Consider the following 17,423-nt stretch of genomic DNA (forward strand, 5'->3'; position numbering starts at 1 on the left):
AAAAACGGTAAAGCAAAAAACCATCATAGTTCCTACTTCTTTGTGTTGTCCCCATAGAAAAATACTTCTTCTAACGGTAAGTTAAAAGCCAGAGCAATTCGAAAAGCAAGTTCTAGCGATGGGGAATAATTTCCCTTTTCGAGAGCTACGATTGTTTGTCTTGTTACCCCTACCTTGTCAGCCAGTTGCTGTTGGGTCATTTCATTATGGTCGAATCGTAATCTTCTGATATGATTGCCGACAAGATTTTTTCCCATTATTAGACTCCTTTCCTATAATGATAAAGTTTCGTAACGGATCCAGTCACATCAGAAATGAATCCTGAAATAATCAGGATAATGAACATTATCTGTGACGGCTGATAGATAACCAGTGATCCCATTGCAAGTAGAAAGCCGATGATAAATACAAAAAAAGAATTTCGGTGCGCTTTCAATTCAATTAACTTATCCAGTTCATCAGCAAATGTCGGTTCCTTTTCTCCAGTCGTGATTCTAAATATGATGTTAAAAACAATGCTGATAATGATGTGTGCCACTACTGAAAACAAAGTCAGCATGAGGACGAATGAGCCCCAATAGCGAAAGGTTTCCAGCGACTCCAGTCCACCACCTGGGTGTTGCGGGTACATGTATAAGGAATAAGTTCCGAAAATAAGTATTGCACTAATCAGCGATACGATGCTTTTCTTTTCTTGATAGGTCATGGTTTCCCCCCTGTATTTTTTAATTAACACTTAGTAAACTTTGTTATACATAATGTAATATATATTTTACGCGATGTAAAGCTTATTTTACAAAAGAGAAAAAATAAATAAATTTGCATATCTCCTAGTAGGCAATGTACCAGATTGCTGTTTACGTAACAGATTCAGAGAAATATGAAATGATGAAGAAAAGACCGTCATAAAAAGACGGTCTAGTTCACTTGATGCGCTCTTTATTTGAACAAAAGAACATTAAGTATCAGTACTATCGGTTGGATATTTATCAATTGGCCATATACCTTGTAATTTTCTAATTAATATCATTTGTCCAGCGTGGTGAGCATCATGTCGGATTACCCCATTAATATGTTTCCATAGCAGAAGTTTAGATGTATCATTTTCAAAATCAAAAAAAGTGACCTTTTGCAAAAAATCGTACCAATATTCTTTACAAGTTCTATTTCCCAATACCCAGTACTTCAAATAAACAAAACACTCTTCATCTATGTCAGCAGTCTTGGCTCATTTAATTTTCTTATTTGCTGTAAGTTAAGGAGATGTCAGCAACAACTGGGAAATGATCACTTGGAAATTGGCCATTCTTCTGATAGTTAACGATTTTAATTTTTTTAGCTGTAAGGTTTCCTTTTCCAAGAATCCAGTCGATACGCTTGTCAGGTCCTTCACCAGTAGGATCTTCAAATCCATTAAATGTTCCTAAGTCATCATTGATTCTTGTCTCAGCTGTTTCCCATAAATCATCAAATTCTCTATCACTTGTTAAAATTTGATGTGGAGCACTATCTGGTCCAGCATTAAAGTCGCCTGTTAAAATAACAGGTAACTTTGGATCAAATTCTTTTGTTACTTTTAGAATTAATTCTGAACTTTTTTCTCTTGCATTGGCGGATCGATGATCAAAGTGTGTATTGACAAAATAGAACGGTTTCTTGGTTTTTTTATCAAGAAACTTTGCCCAAATAACCATTCTTGGAATATGGTTTCCCCATGTTTTTGAACCAATTACTTCTGGAGTGTCCGATAACCACAAACTGTCATACTCTAGTACGCTGTAATCTTTTTCTTTATAAAATATAGCAGAGTATTCTCCTCGATTTCCGCCAATCCAATTATAATGAGGCAAAATATTTTTTAAATCTTTTAGTTGCGTATATAACACTTCCTGTGCCCCAATAACATCTGGATTCTCCATGTTAATTAGTTTTTTAATGGTAGGAATTCTTTCATTCCAGGTATGTGGTGAGGAATCATTGTTATTTTTGTGTCTTAGATTAAAAGTCATCGCATTTACATCTACCGAAGTCAATTGATCTTTGTTTGTTGCTGCAAACCCAGTCGAAGATCCCGGAAACAAACCACTTAGGATAACTAGTAGACCTGCTACCACTGACAATAGGGCTTTCAAAACCTTCTTCAATCTAATTCCTCCTCCATAGATTATGTGATTGGAACAAAGTGGATCCTTATCAATTGAGTAATTAGTCAGGAATAACGAATATACTGAATGATAAAACCTTTCTTTTATCCACTATTAGACTTCCCAGACGTTACAATTTGTCATTTATTATCCCTTTTGTTCAGAAGTCTTATTCTATGACTTCCAAATGTGCATAGACAGCATAGCAGTTGAATTGTAGTACCTGCTATACAATCCTAAAAGCTTTTCTTACCCATAACAAAAAGGCTGACCATTATTATCTTGGTCAGCCTTTCATATATTCTTATTTATTCATGCTAGCTAGAAAATCCCCCAGAAGATCATCCAAGTTATTTTCTTTTTTCTCATTCTCTTCTTCCTCAATCTCCGGCTGGATTTGTTTTGCGGATTCCCAATTAAAAGTACTTAAATCGTCATCTAAAATTTCAATATCGGATGATTCTCCAGTCGTTTCCGTGAAGTCATCACTTTCCGACAAATCAACCTTACTTTCATTCGTTGGTTCTTCTTGCAGATATAATGCCTGATTTATATCTAATGAAGCACTATTCATGGAAGCAAGTAATGACGTAGAGCGAACCGGGTCAGATAACAAATGATAAATGATACTTCCGAGTAATGCCTCTGAATGTTCATGCTTCAACCAATCTCGTTGTGATTTGCTTAATTTTTTCGGCAGGGGAATTGTGATACTTTCCCTTTCCCTTGAATACGCATTTCCCACTCCTTGCAGCACAAACTCCGCTATTTTACTTGAAAAATTTCTTCTTTCAGTTTCCTTTAATTTTTGCAATTGCTTTAGCAAATGGTCGGGTGTATCAGATGGAACGCGAAAAGAAATGGCTTGGCCCCTCTTAATCTCACTTGAAGCGGATTTTTTCATATTAAGTATCATTCCTTGCATTTTTTAAAACGATCACCTTAAATTAACTTTTTACTGGCTCTTTAACCGCCTTTTGCTTCTCTGTTTTCATTACAAAATCAGTGATTAGCTTGTAGTAGGCGTTTGCCATCATCCAAATACTCTCTTTTTCATCCTCAAAGAATTCTATATTATATCCGTCTAGACCATTATTTAATGTTTTAATATACTCTTTCAATACGTTAGACCCACCGCCGACAAAGTAGCAAATTTCAGTTTGTGAGTTTTTCTGCCATACATTGCGTAATAGGCGGTATTGCTTTTTCGCTAATTCTAGAAGAATCCGATCGGTAATATCGTGAACGCTTGTCCGGCTTCCTTTCACCATAATATGATTCCGGTCATTTTTCCTCGTAATAATCTCGACCACATCGCGGCGGCTGTCTAATTCTACTCCATGCTTTGACCTAATTTCTTCCCTAATAGACTCAAGTGATTCTGATACGCCGAGGTTAAACCCTTGGGCCTTATCATCATCAACATTTCGATTTTTAATAACCGCGATATCTGTTGATAGACCCCCGATATCTTGAATGAGGATTCTTTTATCGATTAAATCTTTATTAATGATTTTTAAATTATTATCCATAACAAGATTAATATAAGCAGCAAAGCCTTCCGGGTAGACCTTTACTTCGTTAAATTTAATATTTACTTTTAAGCCTTGGTACTTAGGTGTGACGAGAAATTCTACTTGATGAACAGATCCCACCAATTTGGAGCGGTACCCAACATCTTTGCCTTCTTTTACCTCACGGAGGGGGAGACCGGTTCCTAATGTATAGTTGGCATCAACAACATTTTTCGCACGAGGGAAAATATTTGCATTCTCCTCTCTAACAGCATCTAACGCCAAAGTGGTAAACAGCATCACCAAAGTTTGATCTTCTTCTGATTTACTGCTGCCAGGGTCTAATTCCGTGGCATTGCTACTTTTAGTTGCTAAATGACCGACACGGTAAACGGCATTATTCTCTTTCAAAGCAGGGGAATGCACTTTTATATGAATACCATCTAAAGGATTTTTATCATTCAATTCCTCTACCCCAATAACTGGACGGTCTTCCGTATCCCTCGCCACGATATTAGGAATATTTAATTCGTGCTCTAATTCTCCAAAAATAGCCTTAATTGAGTCATTTCCAACATCGACAGCTGCGATTCTCGTTTTAGTCATAAAATCATCCCTTACATTTTATAGATTTATTTCTAACTAGATAAAGCTATGTATTAACATGTCTCTTATTTAAGGGTAAAGATGTTTAGTGTATTCTTCAATGACCTCAGCCAAAAAGAAACACAACCGTAAACCTGTAAACATCTTGTAAACTTGTCACTTTTGTAAACATATTTTGTAAACATCTATAACAAATGCGTATACATCTTGCTGTTAATGGATGTATACGCATTTGTATACAAGTAAACAAGATTGTTTACAATTGTTTACGTTTTGTATACTTGTAATCACCTTTGTAAACAAGGGGAATTTCTTAATTTAAAACGTGTTTAAGAAGATGTTTCCATACTTAGGGGACGCACTTAACAGAACATGACAAAATAAAAACCACCCGTTATGTGTGACGAGTGGTTTGCGTTACAGATTAAGGGTTTAGGTACTGCTCATTATCACGGTTACAGTGAACCTGGTGCAATTGCAAATAGAGGGCTAATTATCAATAAAATTAGCACCTCAATCGTATACACCTTTACAAATTATTCTCTGACGGGAAGCGAATCGTAACCGTAGTCCCCTCACCTTTCGTACTTTGGACATCAATGGTGCCTTTATATTTCTTTGCAATATTATAACAAATCATCATACCTAATCCGGTCCCTTTACTTTTTAAAGAGTAAAAAGGGGTACCCAAAGACTCAACTTCTACTTCTGACATTCCTTGTCCATAATCGATTACTTTAATCTCAACTAAATCATTCTTCATCTCAGCCGTTATCTTAACTGAATCACCAATTTCAGATGCCTCAATCGCGTTTTTAATAATGTTGATTAATAACTGTTTAATTTCTATTGTGTTAGCGGCGATAAAACACTCTTCTGCCATATTTAATTCAATTTTATTTTCATGTAAAAGTCCATATGAATGAAGTAAATCCGTTGCACTCTGAAGAACATCATTTACATTCACTGTTTCAATGTCTAAATCATTATTTGGCTTTGCAACTGATAACAATTGAGAAATGACGTGTTCTGCAGTATTCAATTCACTAATCATCAAACGATAATGCCTCTTTATGTCATTACTAACTGCAGGATCTTTTTCGTACAGCTCTAAAAATCCTTTTACAACCGTCAAAGGATTTCGTATTTCATGAGCAACAGCTGCTGCTAGTTGACCAGTTATCTTCAAACGCTCTGTCTGCTTTAATTGTTCATAATATTGCTGCTGTTTTTTTATTCGTCCATACGTTAAATAGAAAATAAAATAGATAATCACTTGGCTTCCTATGAAGTTTATAATATTTCCTATTAAATCCTGTTTAATAAAGTAGAATTGGTATCCTTGACCAAATAGCACAATATAACTGTAAGTAAATATTATCGATACACTGTTTAATGCTAAAGAAAAGTAAAAGAGCTTGGCATCAAAAAACAAGATAGAGATTGTCGGAATAAAACATAGAAAGATAAAGGTAGACCCAGTATCTGGATATAGAAAGAAAATTGTATAAAAATAAACCGACGCCACAATCATTAAAATCATTCTAAAAACACGGTTTACATATCTAGGGTAAAGCAATAAACAGCCAGATAGAATTACAACAAGTGAAACATGCCAGATAAAACCGACCCCATGATCACCCATATGTGGATTATCAACAAATAACCCCATTATCATCATGGCTATTGGAACCAACATTGAAAAATAATATATTTTATTTTTTAAATCAAGATAGTTTTCCCTCATACGTACCTCTTATTTTAATGCTTTATTAGAATTTTCCCTTGTGTATAACTTTGTATACAATTCATCTTACTATGAAAGCAGGATAAAAGCCCTCTATTCTAAATAAAATTTTTTGATATCTAGTTCTATAGTAATTAGTGTCTCCTCCTTCAAATATTCTGATTACATTCATAATATTTTATCTACACCAGATATATTCTCTTCCAAAATCTAATGTATTAATTTGGTTTACGTGATACCACTTTCTTAATCGACCGTCATTATAAAATTGATTGCGATAAGCGCTAGTTTAACTGGGACAAATCTCCTTTTAATGGAACGAACATATACATACATAAAGTCATTATATTGAAACGGAAAGAAGGAAAAGGTATGCCAAGTGGAATGCATCAAGCTGAGGTGGATTTACCAATTCATAAGGTTTGGGATTTTGTTAAGGACATGGATAACTGGGCCCCACTTATTCCGGGATATATTCATCATCGGAAATTTACGAACCGTCAATCGATCTGGGAATTTTACAGTGACATTGGGCTTATAAAGAAAAAGATTAGCCTTATGGTCACGATAATAGAATGGATGGAACCTACAAAGGTTACCTTCTCTTTAAAAGGGGAAAAGGGCAAACTTTCAGGAAGTGGATATTACCTCGCAGAAGCAATTGATAAAAATAGAACGAGGATAACCGGCTTTCTTGACATCACTGCAAGTGGCACATTAGGAGCAATGGTAAATGAAATTTTAAAATCTTACCTTCCAAAAACAACGAAAGAAATGGTTATCGCAATCACCAGAAAATTGGAGGAGCTTAATTGAAAATAATGTCGGGTCTAAAGGTAATCAAAAAGATGGCCTTTTCTTTTACTTTAAAATCGCGAAGAATTCATCGATTAATCGTGAAGGATGATGATGTACGTAATCTCATTGACGTGTATATCCCGGCGACTACATATAAGCATAAGTATTAGTGCAAAACGCACTTAACTACCGCTAATGGAGGGGGGTAAATGGGTGTCATCCGAGTATAATTAACTGTCCCATCGTTACAAACCACTATATTTCGTAAGGTCATTCACATGATTTCTGGAAAGGATAACAACGTATAATTCTCATTAAAAGGGCTTAGAAATTAATTCTCTAAGCCCTTTCTCTTCAACTGATACTTTTGTTGTATAGTACAATAATTCGTTATTGTTTAAAATAACTACATATAACTTTCAACTAATTCATAGCATCTTTCCTCTGTGAGATTTGCTAGCACAGTCACGTATTCTAAATGTTCCGCAGTACCACCTTTATACTTTTTTGATGCCTCTAGCGCAGTATCGTCTCTATATTTTATCCAATTCCTTTGTTCTTCTCTCAATTGGTCCATCTCTTCTTTAGCAAGTTGTTCCTTTAGGACTCCATACACCTCATTCAATAATTCATCCCAAGCATCATATCTATCTCCCTCTACTTTTTTCATAGCATATGTTGCTGTATCGTTTGAATTACTTAGCAATTCATCCATTTCTTTTTTAGTATCATTTAATTTTTCTATATATTCTTCCTTTTTACTTTCAGTAGTACCAGTATTATTGGTCTTTAGTGATTCCCCATCATTAGTATTTGTAGACGATATATCTCTTTGGTCATTTAACTCACTTTTGTCAGTATCTTCTAAAGAGTGCTCTGTTTTATTTTCATCATTATTTGATGACTGGTTGTTCGGTTCGGCATTTGACTTATCAGATGAATTCCCACAAGCAGTCAATATAACTAATACCACTGTTAAAATTACCATTAAAAATTTCCGATTATTTTTCATTTTTTTAAACTCCTTAGTCCTATAAAAATCCTTATATAATTTTTTTCCAGCCAAGTATAATGGTAACATAAAAAAAAATATTCATTTGCTAAATTACCTTTTTAAAATAGTTAGATTATTTCAATCATAGTACATAAATCGTATTTGACTAGGTTAATTAAAGGGGTAGATCGTTTAAAAACAAAGCTGTATTAATTAATATAAAGATTGTTCAGAGAGGTTTCGAAAAGCTTGATATTATTCAAGAAAAGAGGAATGTAAATTTAATAAGAAAAGCTATATGACTATAAGAATTATTCTTAAGTATATAGATTTCTCATATGTTGAGGTTAGATAAAAGGGGAATAAAAATACTCCCCTTGTAAAAGCCAGACGTTTTTCTGGCTACTTAGAGGGGAGCATATTATTCACACAGGCGGTTTTAATTATTGCATTTATTTCTTCCAAAGGGGGAAAAGAGTGTTACCATCAGGGCGGTGTTCCATTGAACGAATTACAATAAATGTCGATATAGCAAATAACACATAAGGAATCAAAAAGCTTAGGCAGCTTCTTCAGTTAACTGGCATGAAATGTCTTTTGTCAAAAAGGCTATTATTCAATCTAGCAGCCGATTGTTTTCATCCACTTCCATGATTCTTGCGCTTGAAGTTTCTTCGTTAATAAATCCTGCTCCACTGCAAACACTGCATTTATACTGCCATCCTTCATCATCAGCCAGCATTCCTGTTCCGTGGCAAGCTTTGCAATGATTATCTCGGAAATCCATTATAGTATCCTCCTTAATTTACGGGGGTCTGCCCCCTTGAAATGCTTATTTTTCATATTGACGAAACTTTCTTCAGGCGCTCTTTCACCAAGTTAATCAAACCGCCATGAAGTATCACTTCGACCTGTCTCTCAGACAATGAATGAGTAGCTTGTATAGATATATTCTTCCCTTTTACATTAATTGTAAATTTATTTCCCTGTTGTATTTTATTCCGAAGATCATTCAGTTGAAGGATATCTCCCTGTTCTATTTGGTCATAATCCTCTTCATTTACAAACGTTAAAGGGAGAACGCCGAAATTCACAAGGTTTTGCCAATGGATACGTGCAAAGTCTTTAACCAAAGCAACGCGTAGCCCAAGGAACCTCGGGGCCAAAGCCGCATGCTCTCGGCTGGATCCCTGACCGTAGTTGAATCCTCCAATGATAGCATGTCCTCCTGTAACAACACTGGCCATTCCCCTTGTATAATACGTCTTATCAATGATTTCAAAAGCAAATTTGCTTATTTCCGGGAGATTGCTTCTGTACGGTAGCACCCGTGCACCCCCTGCCAGTATTTCATCGGTTGAAATATTATCTCCCATTTTCAATAAAATCGGCAGATCCAATTCGTCAGGCAATGCATCCATAGGCGGGATGGAAGCGATATTTGGACCTTTATACAGCTCGACTTTCTTTGCTTCTTCATACGGTAGCGGTTCATCCAGCAAAGTAGTATCAATTGTTGGGTTTTCTGGTTCTTTGATCTTTGGATACGGCATATTAAGAGTTCGCGGATCCGTGATTTGCCCTGTTAATGCAGAAGCCGCCGCAGTTTCCGGACTACATAGATACACACTGTCTTCCTGTGTTCCGGAGCGTCCGGGAAAATTCCGAGGGGTAGTCCTTAAGCTGTTCCTGCCAGTAGCTGGTGCTTGCCCCATTCCGATACAGCCGTTGCATCCCGCCTGATGAAGCCTTGCACCTGCTTGAAGAAGACTTGCGATATGGCTTTCCTTAACAAGGTCAGTTAACATCTGTCTGGATGTTGGATTGATATCGAATGAAATGCCCTTAGCGACCGTCTTTCCTTTGACGATTTCTGCCGCTACTGCAAAATCCCTGTAACCCGGGTTTGCAGAAGAACCAACATAGGATTGATAAATGGGAGTGCCTGCTACTTCAGAAACAGGTACGACATTTCCAGGGCTCGAAGGTTTAGCAATCAGCGGTACCAATTCGGAAAGATTAATCTCTTCTTCAATGTCGTATGTAGCGCCAGTATCTGCGGTCAATTCAATCCAATCTTCCTCCCGTCCTTGCTCCTTTAAAAATCTCCTGATTTCTTCATCTGATGGAAATACTGTTCCCGTTGCCCCAAGTTCTGCTCCCATGTTCGCAATGACATGACGGTCCATCGCGCTCAACTGTTCCAATCCTGGACCGTAATATTCAATCACTTTACCGACGCCACCCTTGACATCATGCCTGCGAAGCAGTTCAAATATAATATCCTTGGCACTGACCCAGTCAGGGAGCTTTCCCGTAAGCTTGATCCCCCACACTTTTGGCATTTTTATATACATAGGCTCACCTGCTATGGCCAACGCTACATCCATGCCCCCAGCGCCCATAGCGAGCATGCCCATACAGCCGTTTGCACAGGTATGACTGTCTGAACCAAGGAGAGTTTTACCCGGCTTTGCCAAACGCTGCATATGCACAGGGTGACTTACTCCGTTCCCTGGACGGCTGTAATACAGGCCGAATCTGCGTGTGGCGCTTTGTAAGAACAGGTGGTCATCTGCATTTTTATTGTCGACCTGTATTATATTATGATCTACGTATTGCGCAGAAGCTTCCGTCTGAGCTCGCTCCACCCCCATGGCTTCCAATTCCAGCATAACCATCGTACCGGTTGCATCCTGTGTAAGAGTTTGGTCTATTTTCAATCCAATTTCTTTCCCTGAAACCATCTCTCCCGCAACAAGATGGGACTTGATCAGCTTTTCTGTAATATTAAGCAGCATCCTTCTTCCTCCTGTTAAAAACTTTGTTGAACATTATGATTTAGGATTGTTATTCGAGGAGTGAAATATTCATAGATGCCTTTTATTCAATTCCACGGAACAATTCCATCATCATCTGTGAGATGTTCTGATGGAATTCGTGGTATTAATGATTTCAAACGATGTGTTGAAATTTTCAAATAAATTTGATATAAAGGGATTAGGAATTTACTGGTATGTGTTACTGGCGTAAAAGTGGGGTACCACGAGGGAGCACATATTTTTCATTAGCCGTACGCCTGGGCAAAGTATTTGGTCTCAAAACCAGATACTTTTTATTATTTTGGGGAGATGATGGTATGGATAAAGTACGGCAACCAAGAAATGTAGCAATCTTAATTTTCGACAATGTAGAGGTTTTAGATTTTACAGGACCGTTTGAAGTATTTATTACCGGAAGCAATCGGGGGACAGACTTCAATGTCTACACGGTAGCTGAACACGACCGCCCTATAATTGCATTAGGAAATCTTAGCATCAACCCCGCGTATACCATATATGACTGTCCAAAGCCTGATATATTAATAATACCCGGAGGATGGGGCTCTAGAAAAGAAATGCATAATGAAATTATCACGAAATGGATTCGCGAAGTATCAAATGACGTTGAACTTCTCCTATCTGTTTGTACTGGAGCCTTAATTCTAGCCAAGGCAAATTTGCTTGACGGATTGCAACTTACGACAAATCGCCTTGCCATTAACGAATTAAAGGAAATTGCTCCCGAAACAGCCGAAATATTAGAGAACGCTCGTTATATTGACAATGGAAAAATCATACTCTCTGCGGGTGTATCCGCTGGAATTGATATGTCTCTGTACGTGGTGAGTAAGTTACTTGGGGAAGAGCGAGCGAAAAATACAGCTAAACTGATGGAGTATGATTGGAGGGTTTGAGTGTTTTGGGAATCAACTCTAAATCTTTATTATGTATAAATCCGTCTACTTCTTTTAAGTATTGAATTCCTCCATTTTTATATAGATCGTTATTGAGCCGGTGTGTGACAATCTAATTCTCACTTGAGAATGAAAGACGATTCAACCAACAACTTCATCGTTTATTTCGGCTACAATTAAGGTTGCTTTCTCGTTTTCCAATTTGGATTTTATCCATTCTCTTTGTTTTTGTAATGTTGTTTCTTCTAATACTTCGGATATTGCAATGAAATATTCCCCTTCTGAAACAACAAAATTTTCTATATCTAAGATTCCTTTTGCATCTTCAATTTTTCCAGTCCGAATTATACAGTTCATTTTATTGTTTAATTTTGAAAATCAAATCTCCCTAAGTTTTTGTTTATAAATAATTCTGCATTGATTAATTATTCCCTTCTTGAGCAAACCTGCCCCGTTACAGTAGCGTCAGTAAAATGCGGATTTACAACGTTAAGGAAGTTTCAATATTAAAAAACCTAGTTTCTCAGCATTAAATGAGGAATTAGGTTTTTTAATCAATAGAAAAAGACTTATAAGTATTTTTCACTAATCACTTTCAAATGATGTAACTCATGCCCGGCAATGCCATATGCAATGGTACCTATCGAAACTGGGCTGTTCATTACAGTTCCATTACGATCCCATGCTGCATCATCAATGGTTGAAATAAGACTTAACGTGTTGGAGCGTACCGTGTCTAAACCAGCTATTAGCTGCTCCCAAGATAATTTGTTGAAGTTTGCCGCAGAAACGTATTGATCCTGATCCATTGCTGGGAGTGGTGCGCTTTCATTTCGTGCAATGGCAAGTATTCGATACGACATCACACGTTCCGAGTCAGCCATATGCCCAACCACTTCTTTTAAAGTCCATTTCCCTGGTGCGTACGCCTTCGTTGCTGACTCCTCTGATATGCTGCTCAAGAGGTTAATGGTCTTAGTTCGTTGCTTACTAAGTATTTCTTCAATATCTCCATCTGGCACAAGACTAACATATCTAGCATGCTCTGGATTTTCAATAGATAATGGTCGTGAACGCACAAGAATCCTCCTCATCGGAATAGTTAATTATGGTTCTAGACTATTATTCGACAGTCAAGAAGATATTTCCTTTATTAGATATTTAATTTCATTACCGCAAATTAATTGCAAATTAAACAACTTTATTACCTCTGTACAACTGATTTTTGCAGTAAACATAATACGAAAAAGGACCGGCAAGTAGCTCAATGATTCTTCAAGTAAAACACCCGTTACTTTAAGAACATATTTTCACAATCTTATTAGGAGAATGCTGAGACGTTGTTTAATGGGTTGAAAAAATGTAATAACCCCAATAAGAAAGGAAATTCCTTTGATTTCATTTGTTTTTTTTATTAGAATTCAGTAATTCTGCCTCTATTTCTTCGTCTGACACAAATTCTTCTTCGTCACTTTGGTTTTTACTATCGGGAATTAACAATAAAATGCCCAAGATTAAAACAATTAAAATTAGCCAAGCAACCTCCAATACAATTGAGGCTGTAAGCAATGATAAACTAATTATTAAAAGTCCAAATAACCTTTTCATAACATCCCCCTTTTAATTCCTAATTCATAAAGGTTTTAATATTTATTCTTGGAAATTATTATATTACCTTCTTCAACTAAACTGCCATTTAGTACATAACTTCAACAAAAATAAGCAATAATCCTTCTAGGACTATCGTACCCGTTGGTTTAAGTGTAATTCTTCACAATCATATTGTGTAACTCACTTCAAATATTACAGGAATGCTGCTCCTTTAGAACAAAGACAAAAAAGCTGAAACTCAAAGAATCTTCAGCTTTTGCACCTGTTCTTAAATTGACTTTATATAATTTATACTTTTTATTTATAAGAATGTTTATGAATAAATAATCCAGATTGGAAATATATTACTCGATTTTAAGAACAACCTTCCCCTTTGTCCGTCCACTTTCAACGTGCCTATGAGCCTCTACAATTTCATTTAAAGGAAAGCACTTTTCAATTACAGGTCTTAATTTTTCTTTTTCCATAAGCACCCGTAATAGGTCCAAATCACTGTCATTTGGTTTTGCAAGATGAATCTTAGCCTTCTTACTACCTATGATAGAGCCTATCATCAATTGAATTGGATGATACTTGGGATAGATTGGATGTTCTGTTATATAAATACCGTTTTCGGTTAGAGAACGTAAACAACTGAAAAAGGTCCTCTTTCCGACAGCATCCAGTATTACATCATATTTTTTTCCGTTGTGAGCGAAATCTTCTTGGGTATAATCAATTACATGATGAGCACCTAGATTTTTAACCCACTCAATATTCGAGGTACTACAAACTGCGGTTACTTCAGCTCCTAGATATACAGCAAGCTGAACAGCAAAGTGCCCCACTCCACCCGATGCACCATAGATTAATACCTTATCGCCTGGTTTTATCTTTCCTACATCTCGCAATGCTTGTAGGGCTGTCTGTGCAGCACATGGTATTGCAGCTGCCTCTTCAAAAGTTGTGTTATTTGGCATAAGGGTTAGTACATTTTGTCTTGGGCAGACATATTCAGCATGGGATCCGACACAACTTCCAAAAACATGATCGCCAATCTTAAATTTTTTCACATTTTTTCCTACGGCTTCAACCGTACCCGCAACGTCTATTCCCAAAATTTGCGTTTTTGGCTTTGTAAGACCATTCTCTAATCTGGTAGGTAAATAACCTTTTCTAAACAGATTGTCATATTGATTTACTGAGGCGGAGACCACTTTAATTAATACCCTATCTTCATCTTTGATGAAAGGTCTATCAACATCCCTAATCTCCATTACTTCAGGGGAACCATAGGATTTAAAAATTGCTGCTTTCAACTGCTTAACCTCCTAGTGATTATCGAATTGATACATATCTTTAAACCTTGACAATAAAATTGAACCTGCCTTATAAGGTGTTTACTTGATATCTTATTGATAACTTCTTCTAGAAATGGAGGTAAATGCAGATTCTTTGAAAACCTTACACGAAGAACCATAGTCGTACTGTTCAAAATAATTTTCATCTTGTTTAACTGCTACGTGGTAGCTTTACGTTTTAACACATTTTTTCTAAACAGCTACGATCAATACAGGTTCGAGACAATATCGCTACTCTTTTGGAGTAATCTATTTTTTCTCACCCCTTGATAGAATTATCACTTATATATAAATTCAATCTACAAACTGTCTAGTTCCTACTGCTCTAAGTTGTCTCCATAAAAAAATACTTCATCCAAAGGTAAGTCAAAGGTGTGTGCAATGCGAAAAGCCAGTTCTAAAGATGGGGAATAGTTACCCTTCTCTAAAGCGACAATAGTTTGTCTTGTTACTCCCACCTTGTCAGCTAATTGCTTCTGGGTCATTTCATCATGGTTAAATCGTAATTTTCTAATGTGGTTGCCGACAAGATTTTTCCTCATATTAGACTCCTTTTCTATAATGATAAAGTCTCGTAACCGAGCCAGTCACATCGGACATAAATCCGGAAGTGATTAGAATAATGAACATCAATTGTGACGGCTGAAAGATGATGAGAGATCCCATTGCAAGAAGAAACCCTAGGATAAAAACAAAAAATGAATTTCTTGTTGCTCTCAAATTAATGATCTTATCCAGTTCATCCTCAAATGTTGGTTCCTTTTCTTCTGTAGTAATTCTATACACGATGTTAAAAATGATATTGATTATAATGTGGGCAATTATTGAAACCAAAATCAAGATAAAGACAAAATATCCCCAGAAACGAAAGGTTTCAAGTGATTCCAGTCCATTTCTGGGAAACTGCGGGTACATGTACAAACAAAAAGATCCAAAAATAACTATTACACTAACCAAAGACACAATGCTTTTTTTCTCTTGATAAGTCATAGGCTCCCCCTTGTACCATTTAAGTAAAATAATATATACATAATGTAATGTATTGTATACATCATGTCAAGTTTTTTTTACTTATTTTTTCATACTAGTTTACTGTTTCTATCTGAATGTCTTATTTCACTAAACTGCCTGTTACTTAATAAGCAAAAAAACCGCTTTGATAAGCGGTTTTTGGTTTTAATTTCAAAGAATAAAACCATTACTGATTTGCAGCTTTCTTATTATTCTCCAATTTTATTAAGGTTCTTTTCGTTCAAGTCTCCTTTGAATAAAAAGGGTACTGTTTTCCATCGGCTAATGTTACCACCAATTGGTTTTCGAAATGTTCTATATGAAACACATCGAAATCGATTTTCATCCTCATATTATTTGAATCTTTAGAAATAGGCATTGTATATATATCTGAACCGCCTGGCCATATAATCTTATCAGACATCAACCCAACAATGCGAAAACTCTCATCCTTCTCATCCTTTAAATAAATTGATTGTCCTCTTTATTATTAATTTGTATCTCATCACCAGTGTCATTAGAAATTAAGTTATTCCAGAATCATAAAAAGACGCCTCTCATTAAAGAAAAGCGCCCTTATATGGAAGACTTGATTTCAAGATAATACAATTTCCATTGTTCCCCTTTTACCTAAAAATAAGAAAAAGAGGGTGCTGTTGGTTTAAAATAAAGTTTGTCGATCACCCGACAAACTGAATTAGACTGACTAGTAAAAAAAGCAGTGATGGAACTAGGAACTCGAATACCTAGACTCCGGCTGCTTTTATTGTGCTAACGTAATCCGGTTAGCGAAATCTACTTTAGGTGACAAGGTCATCTAACCTTCTGGTAAACGAGACCTATGGCTCCAGAATCAAATGTCTTGTTTTCGATAAGTTTAAGATTGATCTTCTCCTTGAGACCTTGGAATAACGGCAACCCGCTACCGACTAGGACGGGAGAAACCGTAATTTTATACTCATCAATTAAATCAAGCTGCATAAGGTAGTGTGCGAATCTAGGACTGCCTAGGATGACCATATCCTTGCCTGGCTGCTGTTTGAGGTTCTTGATCTCTTCCTCAACATCTTCTTTCACCAGTCTGGAATTGTTCCATTCGACTTTCTCCAGCTTCGTGGAAAAAACGATTTTGGTTGTCTTTTCGATCCACTCGGCATGATTCCGTTCATGCTGCGAAGCTGATGGGTTCGAAGGCACAGATGGCCAGTAACTGTGCATCATCTGATAAGTCCGACGTCCCCAAATGACAGTGTCGGCAGTACTTAGAATTTCTTTCGCGTGTTTCTCCAAATCAGAATCGTAGGAAACCCAGCCAATATCCATTTCACCGTTTGGCCCTTCTACAAAACCGTCAAGCGATGCGTGCAGAAATAGAACAAGTTTTCTCATTTTCAGTTTCTCCTTTATTCACATTGATAAAATTATTATCGTTATTGGCAGAGTCAAGTTTAGCACACATAACAATGAAACATTTCTTCTCGATTGCTAAGTTTCTTTATTCAACAATCTGGCCCGATTGTTGAATACTAGTTAAAAACCTCTCTTGAACTAAACTGCTTCGTTAGTTCAATAACAGTATAGCCCTCTTCGATGTAAGTTAATGGAAGCCGTTTGGATAAATATGATGTTGTTGTTCACCTGAATATATCTTAAAAAAATTCATCTCATGAATGGTTAAGTTTGTTTCCTCCAAAACTTCTCTTTTTGCAGCTTCTTCCACTGTTTCCCCTTATTCCATGACTCCTCCAGGAATACACCAGCTGTTATCGTCACTTCTTCTCATAAGTAATATCTTATTATGATTATCTACAATAATTATTCCTACAGCACATCATATTAGAGGAATATATCCTACCTTTTTACGTAATTCTATATCTTCTTGTGTTAACCTGCCCATTAACTTCAACAAAAAGCATTCATCC

20 protein-coding genes, 1 pseudogene and 1 riboswitch are annotated in these 17,423 nt (G+C 36.4%); of the genes and pseudogenes, 3 read left to right on the plus strand and 18 right to left on the minus strand.

Annotation, left to right across the window (positions count from 1 at the left end; translation table 11 throughout):
- Positions 1-32 precede the first annotated feature (32 nt).
- The 7 genes from MT489_RS06855 to MT489_RS06885 all read right to left on the minus strand — a co-directional run bounded on the left by MT489_RS06855 (position 33) and on the right by MT489_RS06885 (position 6,011).
- Positions 33-257 carry a helix-turn-helix transcriptional regulator gene (locus MT489_RS06855; protein ID WP_213111837.1) on the minus strand — a complete coding sequence of 75 codons (225 nt, stop codon included), beginning with the start codon at positions 255-257 and terminating at the stop codon, positions 33-35.
- A gap of 2 nt (positions 258-259) precedes the next feature.
- Complete coding sequence (locus MT489_RS06860; protein ID WP_244680793.1) at positions 260-706, minus strand: hypothetical protein; 447 nt, start codon at positions 704-706, stop codon at positions 260-262.
- 252 nt (positions 707-958) lie between these two features.
- Positions 959-1,174 carry a hypothetical protein gene (locus MT489_RS06865; protein ID WP_244680794.1) on the minus strand — a complete coding sequence of 72 codons (216 nt, stop codon included), beginning with the start codon at positions 1,172-1,174 and terminating at the stop codon, positions 959-961.
- A gap of 67 nt (positions 1,175-1,241) precedes the next feature.
- A complete protein-coding gene (locus MT489_RS06870) occupies positions 1,242-2,144 on the minus strand; it encodes an endonuclease/exonuclease/phosphatase family protein (protein WP_244680795.1) in 903 nt (300 codons plus the stop codon).
- Between the two features lie 304 nt (positions 2,145-2,448).
- The gene (locus tag MT489_RS06875; protein WP_244681007.1) at positions 2,449-3,048 is read right to left on the minus strand and encodes a hypothetical protein; all 600 of its coding nucleotides are present in this window, start codon (positions 3,046-3,048) and stop codon (positions 2,449-2,451) included.
- A 43-nt stretch (positions 3,049-3,091) separates the two neighbouring features.
- Positions 3,092-4,264, minus strand: a complete 1,173-nt coding sequence (locus MT489_RS06880; protein ID WP_244680796.1) for a ParM/StbA family protein — start codon at positions 4,262-4,264, stop codon at positions 3,092-3,094.
- A gap of 529 nt (positions 4,265-4,793) precedes the next feature.
- Positions 4,794-6,011: a sensor histidine kinase gene (locus tag MT489_RS06885; RefSeq protein ID WP_244680797.1), complete on the minus strand. Its 1,218-nt coding sequence runs from the start codon at positions 6,009-6,011 to the stop codon at positions 4,794-4,796.
- A gap of 372 nt (positions 6,012-6,383) precedes the next feature.
- Between MT489_RS06885 and MT489_RS06890 the strand changes: the two genes are divergently transcribed.
- Entirely contained in the window at positions 6,384-6,827 is a 444-nt protein-coding gene (locus MT489_RS06890) for an SRPBCC family protein (protein ID WP_244680798.1), read from the plus strand.
- Positions 6,824-6,979 (plus strand): hypothetical protein, encoded by a 156-nt coding sequence (locus MT489_RS06895; RefSeq protein WP_244680799.1) that lies wholly within the window; start codon positions 6,824-6,826, stop codon positions 6,977-6,979. The genes MT489_RS06890 and MT489_RS06895 overlap by 4 nt, the downstream gene beginning before the upstream one ends.
- 236 nt (positions 6,980-7,215) lie before the next feature.
- Here MT489_RS06895 and MT489_RS06900 read toward each other — a convergent pair whose 3' ends face one another.
- The 3 genes from MT489_RS06900 to MT489_RS06910 all read right to left on the minus strand — a co-directional run bounded on the left by MT489_RS06900 (position 7,216) and on the right by MT489_RS06910 (position 10,604).
- Positions 7,216-7,821, minus strand: a complete 606-nt coding sequence (locus tag MT489_RS06900; protein WP_244680800.1) for a lysozyme inhibitor LprI family protein — start codon at positions 7,819-7,821, stop codon at positions 7,216-7,218.
- A 598-nt stretch (positions 7,822-8,419) separates the two neighbouring features.
- The gene (locus tag MT489_RS06905; protein ID WP_244680801.1) at positions 8,420-8,590 is read right to left on the minus strand and encodes a hypothetical protein; all 171 of its coding nucleotides are present in this window, start codon (positions 8,588-8,590) and stop codon (positions 8,420-8,422) included.
- A gap of 52 nt (positions 8,591-8,642) precedes the next feature.
- Complete coding sequence (locus tag MT489_RS06910) at positions 8,643-10,604, minus strand: aconitate hydratase (protein WP_244680802.1); 1,962 nt, start codon at positions 10,602-10,604, stop codon at positions 8,643-8,645.
- Between the two features lie 209 nt (positions 10,605-10,813).
- A riboswitch (ZMP/ZTP riboswitch) is annotated at positions 10,814-10,895 on the plus strand.
- 47 nt (positions 10,896-10,942) lie between these two features.
- Here MT489_RS06910 and MT489_RS06915 point away from each other — a divergent pair.
- Entirely contained in the window at positions 10,943-11,539 is a 597-nt protein-coding gene (locus MT489_RS06915) for a DJ-1/PfpI family protein (protein ID WP_244680803.1), read from the plus strand.
- A 141-nt stretch (positions 11,540-11,680) separates the two neighbouring features.
- Here the strand turns inward: MT489_RS06915 and MT489_RS06920 are convergent, their stop codons facing one another.
- The 8 genes and pseudogenes from MT489_RS06920 to MT489_RS06955 form a co-directional block, all read right to left on the minus strand.
- Entirely contained in the window at positions 11,681-11,896 is a 216-nt protein-coding gene (locus tag MT489_RS06920) for a GNAT family N-acetyltransferase (RefSeq protein ID WP_244680804.1), read from the minus strand.
- A 212-nt stretch (positions 11,897-12,108) separates the two neighbouring features.
- Complete coding sequence (locus MT489_RS06925; RefSeq protein ID WP_244680805.1) at positions 12,109-12,618, minus strand: DinB family protein; 510 nt, start codon at positions 12,616-12,618, stop codon at positions 12,109-12,111.
- A gap of 319 nt (positions 12,619-12,937) precedes the next feature.
- Entirely contained in the window at positions 12,938-13,147 is a 210-nt protein-coding gene (locus MT489_RS06930; protein WP_244680806.1) for a hypothetical protein, read from the minus strand.
- A gap of 347 nt (positions 13,148-13,494) precedes the next feature.
- On the minus strand, positions 13,495-14,448 hold the full coding sequence (locus MT489_RS06935) for an NAD(P)-dependent alcohol dehydrogenase (protein WP_244680807.1): 954 nt from the start codon (positions 14,446-14,448) through the stop codon (positions 13,495-13,497).
- 359 nt (positions 14,449-14,807) lie between these two features.
- On the minus strand, positions 14,808-15,032 hold the full coding sequence (locus MT489_RS06940) for a helix-turn-helix transcriptional regulator (protein ID WP_244680808.1): 225 nt from the start codon (positions 15,030-15,032) through the stop codon (positions 14,808-14,810).
- Position 15,033: 1 nt separating this feature from the next.
- Positions 15,034-15,480: a hypothetical protein gene (locus MT489_RS06945; protein WP_244680809.1), complete on the minus strand. Its 447-nt coding sequence runs from the start codon at positions 15,478-15,480 to the stop codon at positions 15,034-15,036.
- 834 nt (positions 15,481-16,314) lie between these two features.
- The gene (locus tag MT489_RS06950) at positions 16,315-16,890 is read right to left on the minus strand and encodes a dihydrofolate reductase family protein (RefSeq protein WP_244680810.1); all 576 of its coding nucleotides are present in this window, start codon (positions 16,888-16,890) and stop codon (positions 16,315-16,317) included.
- A 208-nt stretch (positions 16,891-17,098) separates the two neighbouring features.
- Positions 17,099-17,320 (minus strand): annotated as a pseudogene (locus MT489_RS06955) (NUDIX domain-containing protein).
- Positions 17,321-17,423: the final 103 nt, after the last annotated feature.

Origin of the sequence: Lederbergia wuyishanensis, from assembly GCF_022900255.1 — a bacterium.
In the GTDB taxonomy this organism is placed as follows: domain Bacteria; phylum Bacillota; class Bacilli; order Bacillales; family Bacillaceae_C; genus Lederbergia; species Lederbergia wuyishanensis.

Coding starts and splice junctions, on each gene's coding strand:
- MT489_RS06950 (WP_244680810.1), bottom strand. CDS start 16,890: ATGAGAAAACTTGTTCTATTTCTGCACGCATCGCTTGACGGTTTTGTA.
- MT489_RS06885 (WP_244680797.1), bottom strand. CDS start 6,011: ATGAGGGAAAACTATCTTGATTTAAAAAATAAAATATATTATTTTTCA.
- MT489_RS06940 (WP_244680808.1), bottom strand. CDS start 15,032: ATGAGGAAAAATCTTGTCGGCAACCACATTAGAAAATTACGATTTAAC.
- MT489_RS06880 (WP_244680796.1), bottom strand. CDS start 4,264: ATGACTAAAACGAGAATCGCAGCTGTCGATGTTGGAAATGACTCAATT.
- MT489_RS06860 (WP_244680793.1), bottom strand. CDS start 706: ATGACCTATCAAGAAAAGAAAAGCATCGTATCGCTGATTAGTGCAATA.
- MT489_RS06920 (WP_244680804.1), bottom strand. CDS start 11,896: ATGAACTGTATAATTCGGACTGGAAAAATTGAAGATGCAAAAGGAATC.
- MT489_RS06855 (WP_213111837.1), bottom strand. CDS start 257: ATGGGAAAAAATCTTGTCGGCAATCATATCAGAAGATTACGATTCGAC.
- MT489_RS06915 (WP_244680803.1), top strand. CDS start 10,943: ATGGATAAAGTACGGCAACCAAGAAATGTAGCAATCTTAATTTTCGAC.
- MT489_RS06930 (WP_244680806.1), bottom strand. CDS start 13,147: ATGAAAAGGTTATTTGGACTTTTAATAATTAGTTTATCATTGCTTACA.
- MT489_RS06900 (WP_244680800.1), bottom strand. CDS start 7,821: ATGAAAAATAATCGGAAATTTTTAATGGTAATTTTAACAGTGGTATTA.
- MT489_RS06890 (WP_244680798.1), top strand. CDS start 6,384: ATGCCAAGTGGAATGCATCAAGCTGAGGTGGATTTACCAATTCATAAG.
- MT489_RS06945 (WP_244680809.1), bottom strand. CDS start 15,480: ATGACTTATCAAGAGAAAAAAAGCATTGTGTCTTTGGTTAGTGTAATA.
- MT489_RS06910 (WP_244680802.1), bottom strand. CDS start 10,604: ATGCTGCTTAATATTACAGAAAAGCTGATCAAGTCCCATCTTGTTGCG.
- MT489_RS06905 (WP_244680801.1), bottom strand. CDS start 8,590: ATGGATTTCCGAGATAATCATTGCAAAGCTTGCCACGGAACAGGAATG.
- MT489_RS06875 (WP_244681007.1), bottom strand. CDS start 3,048: ATGAAAAAATCCGCTTCAAGTGAGATTAAGAGGGGCCAAGCCATTTCT.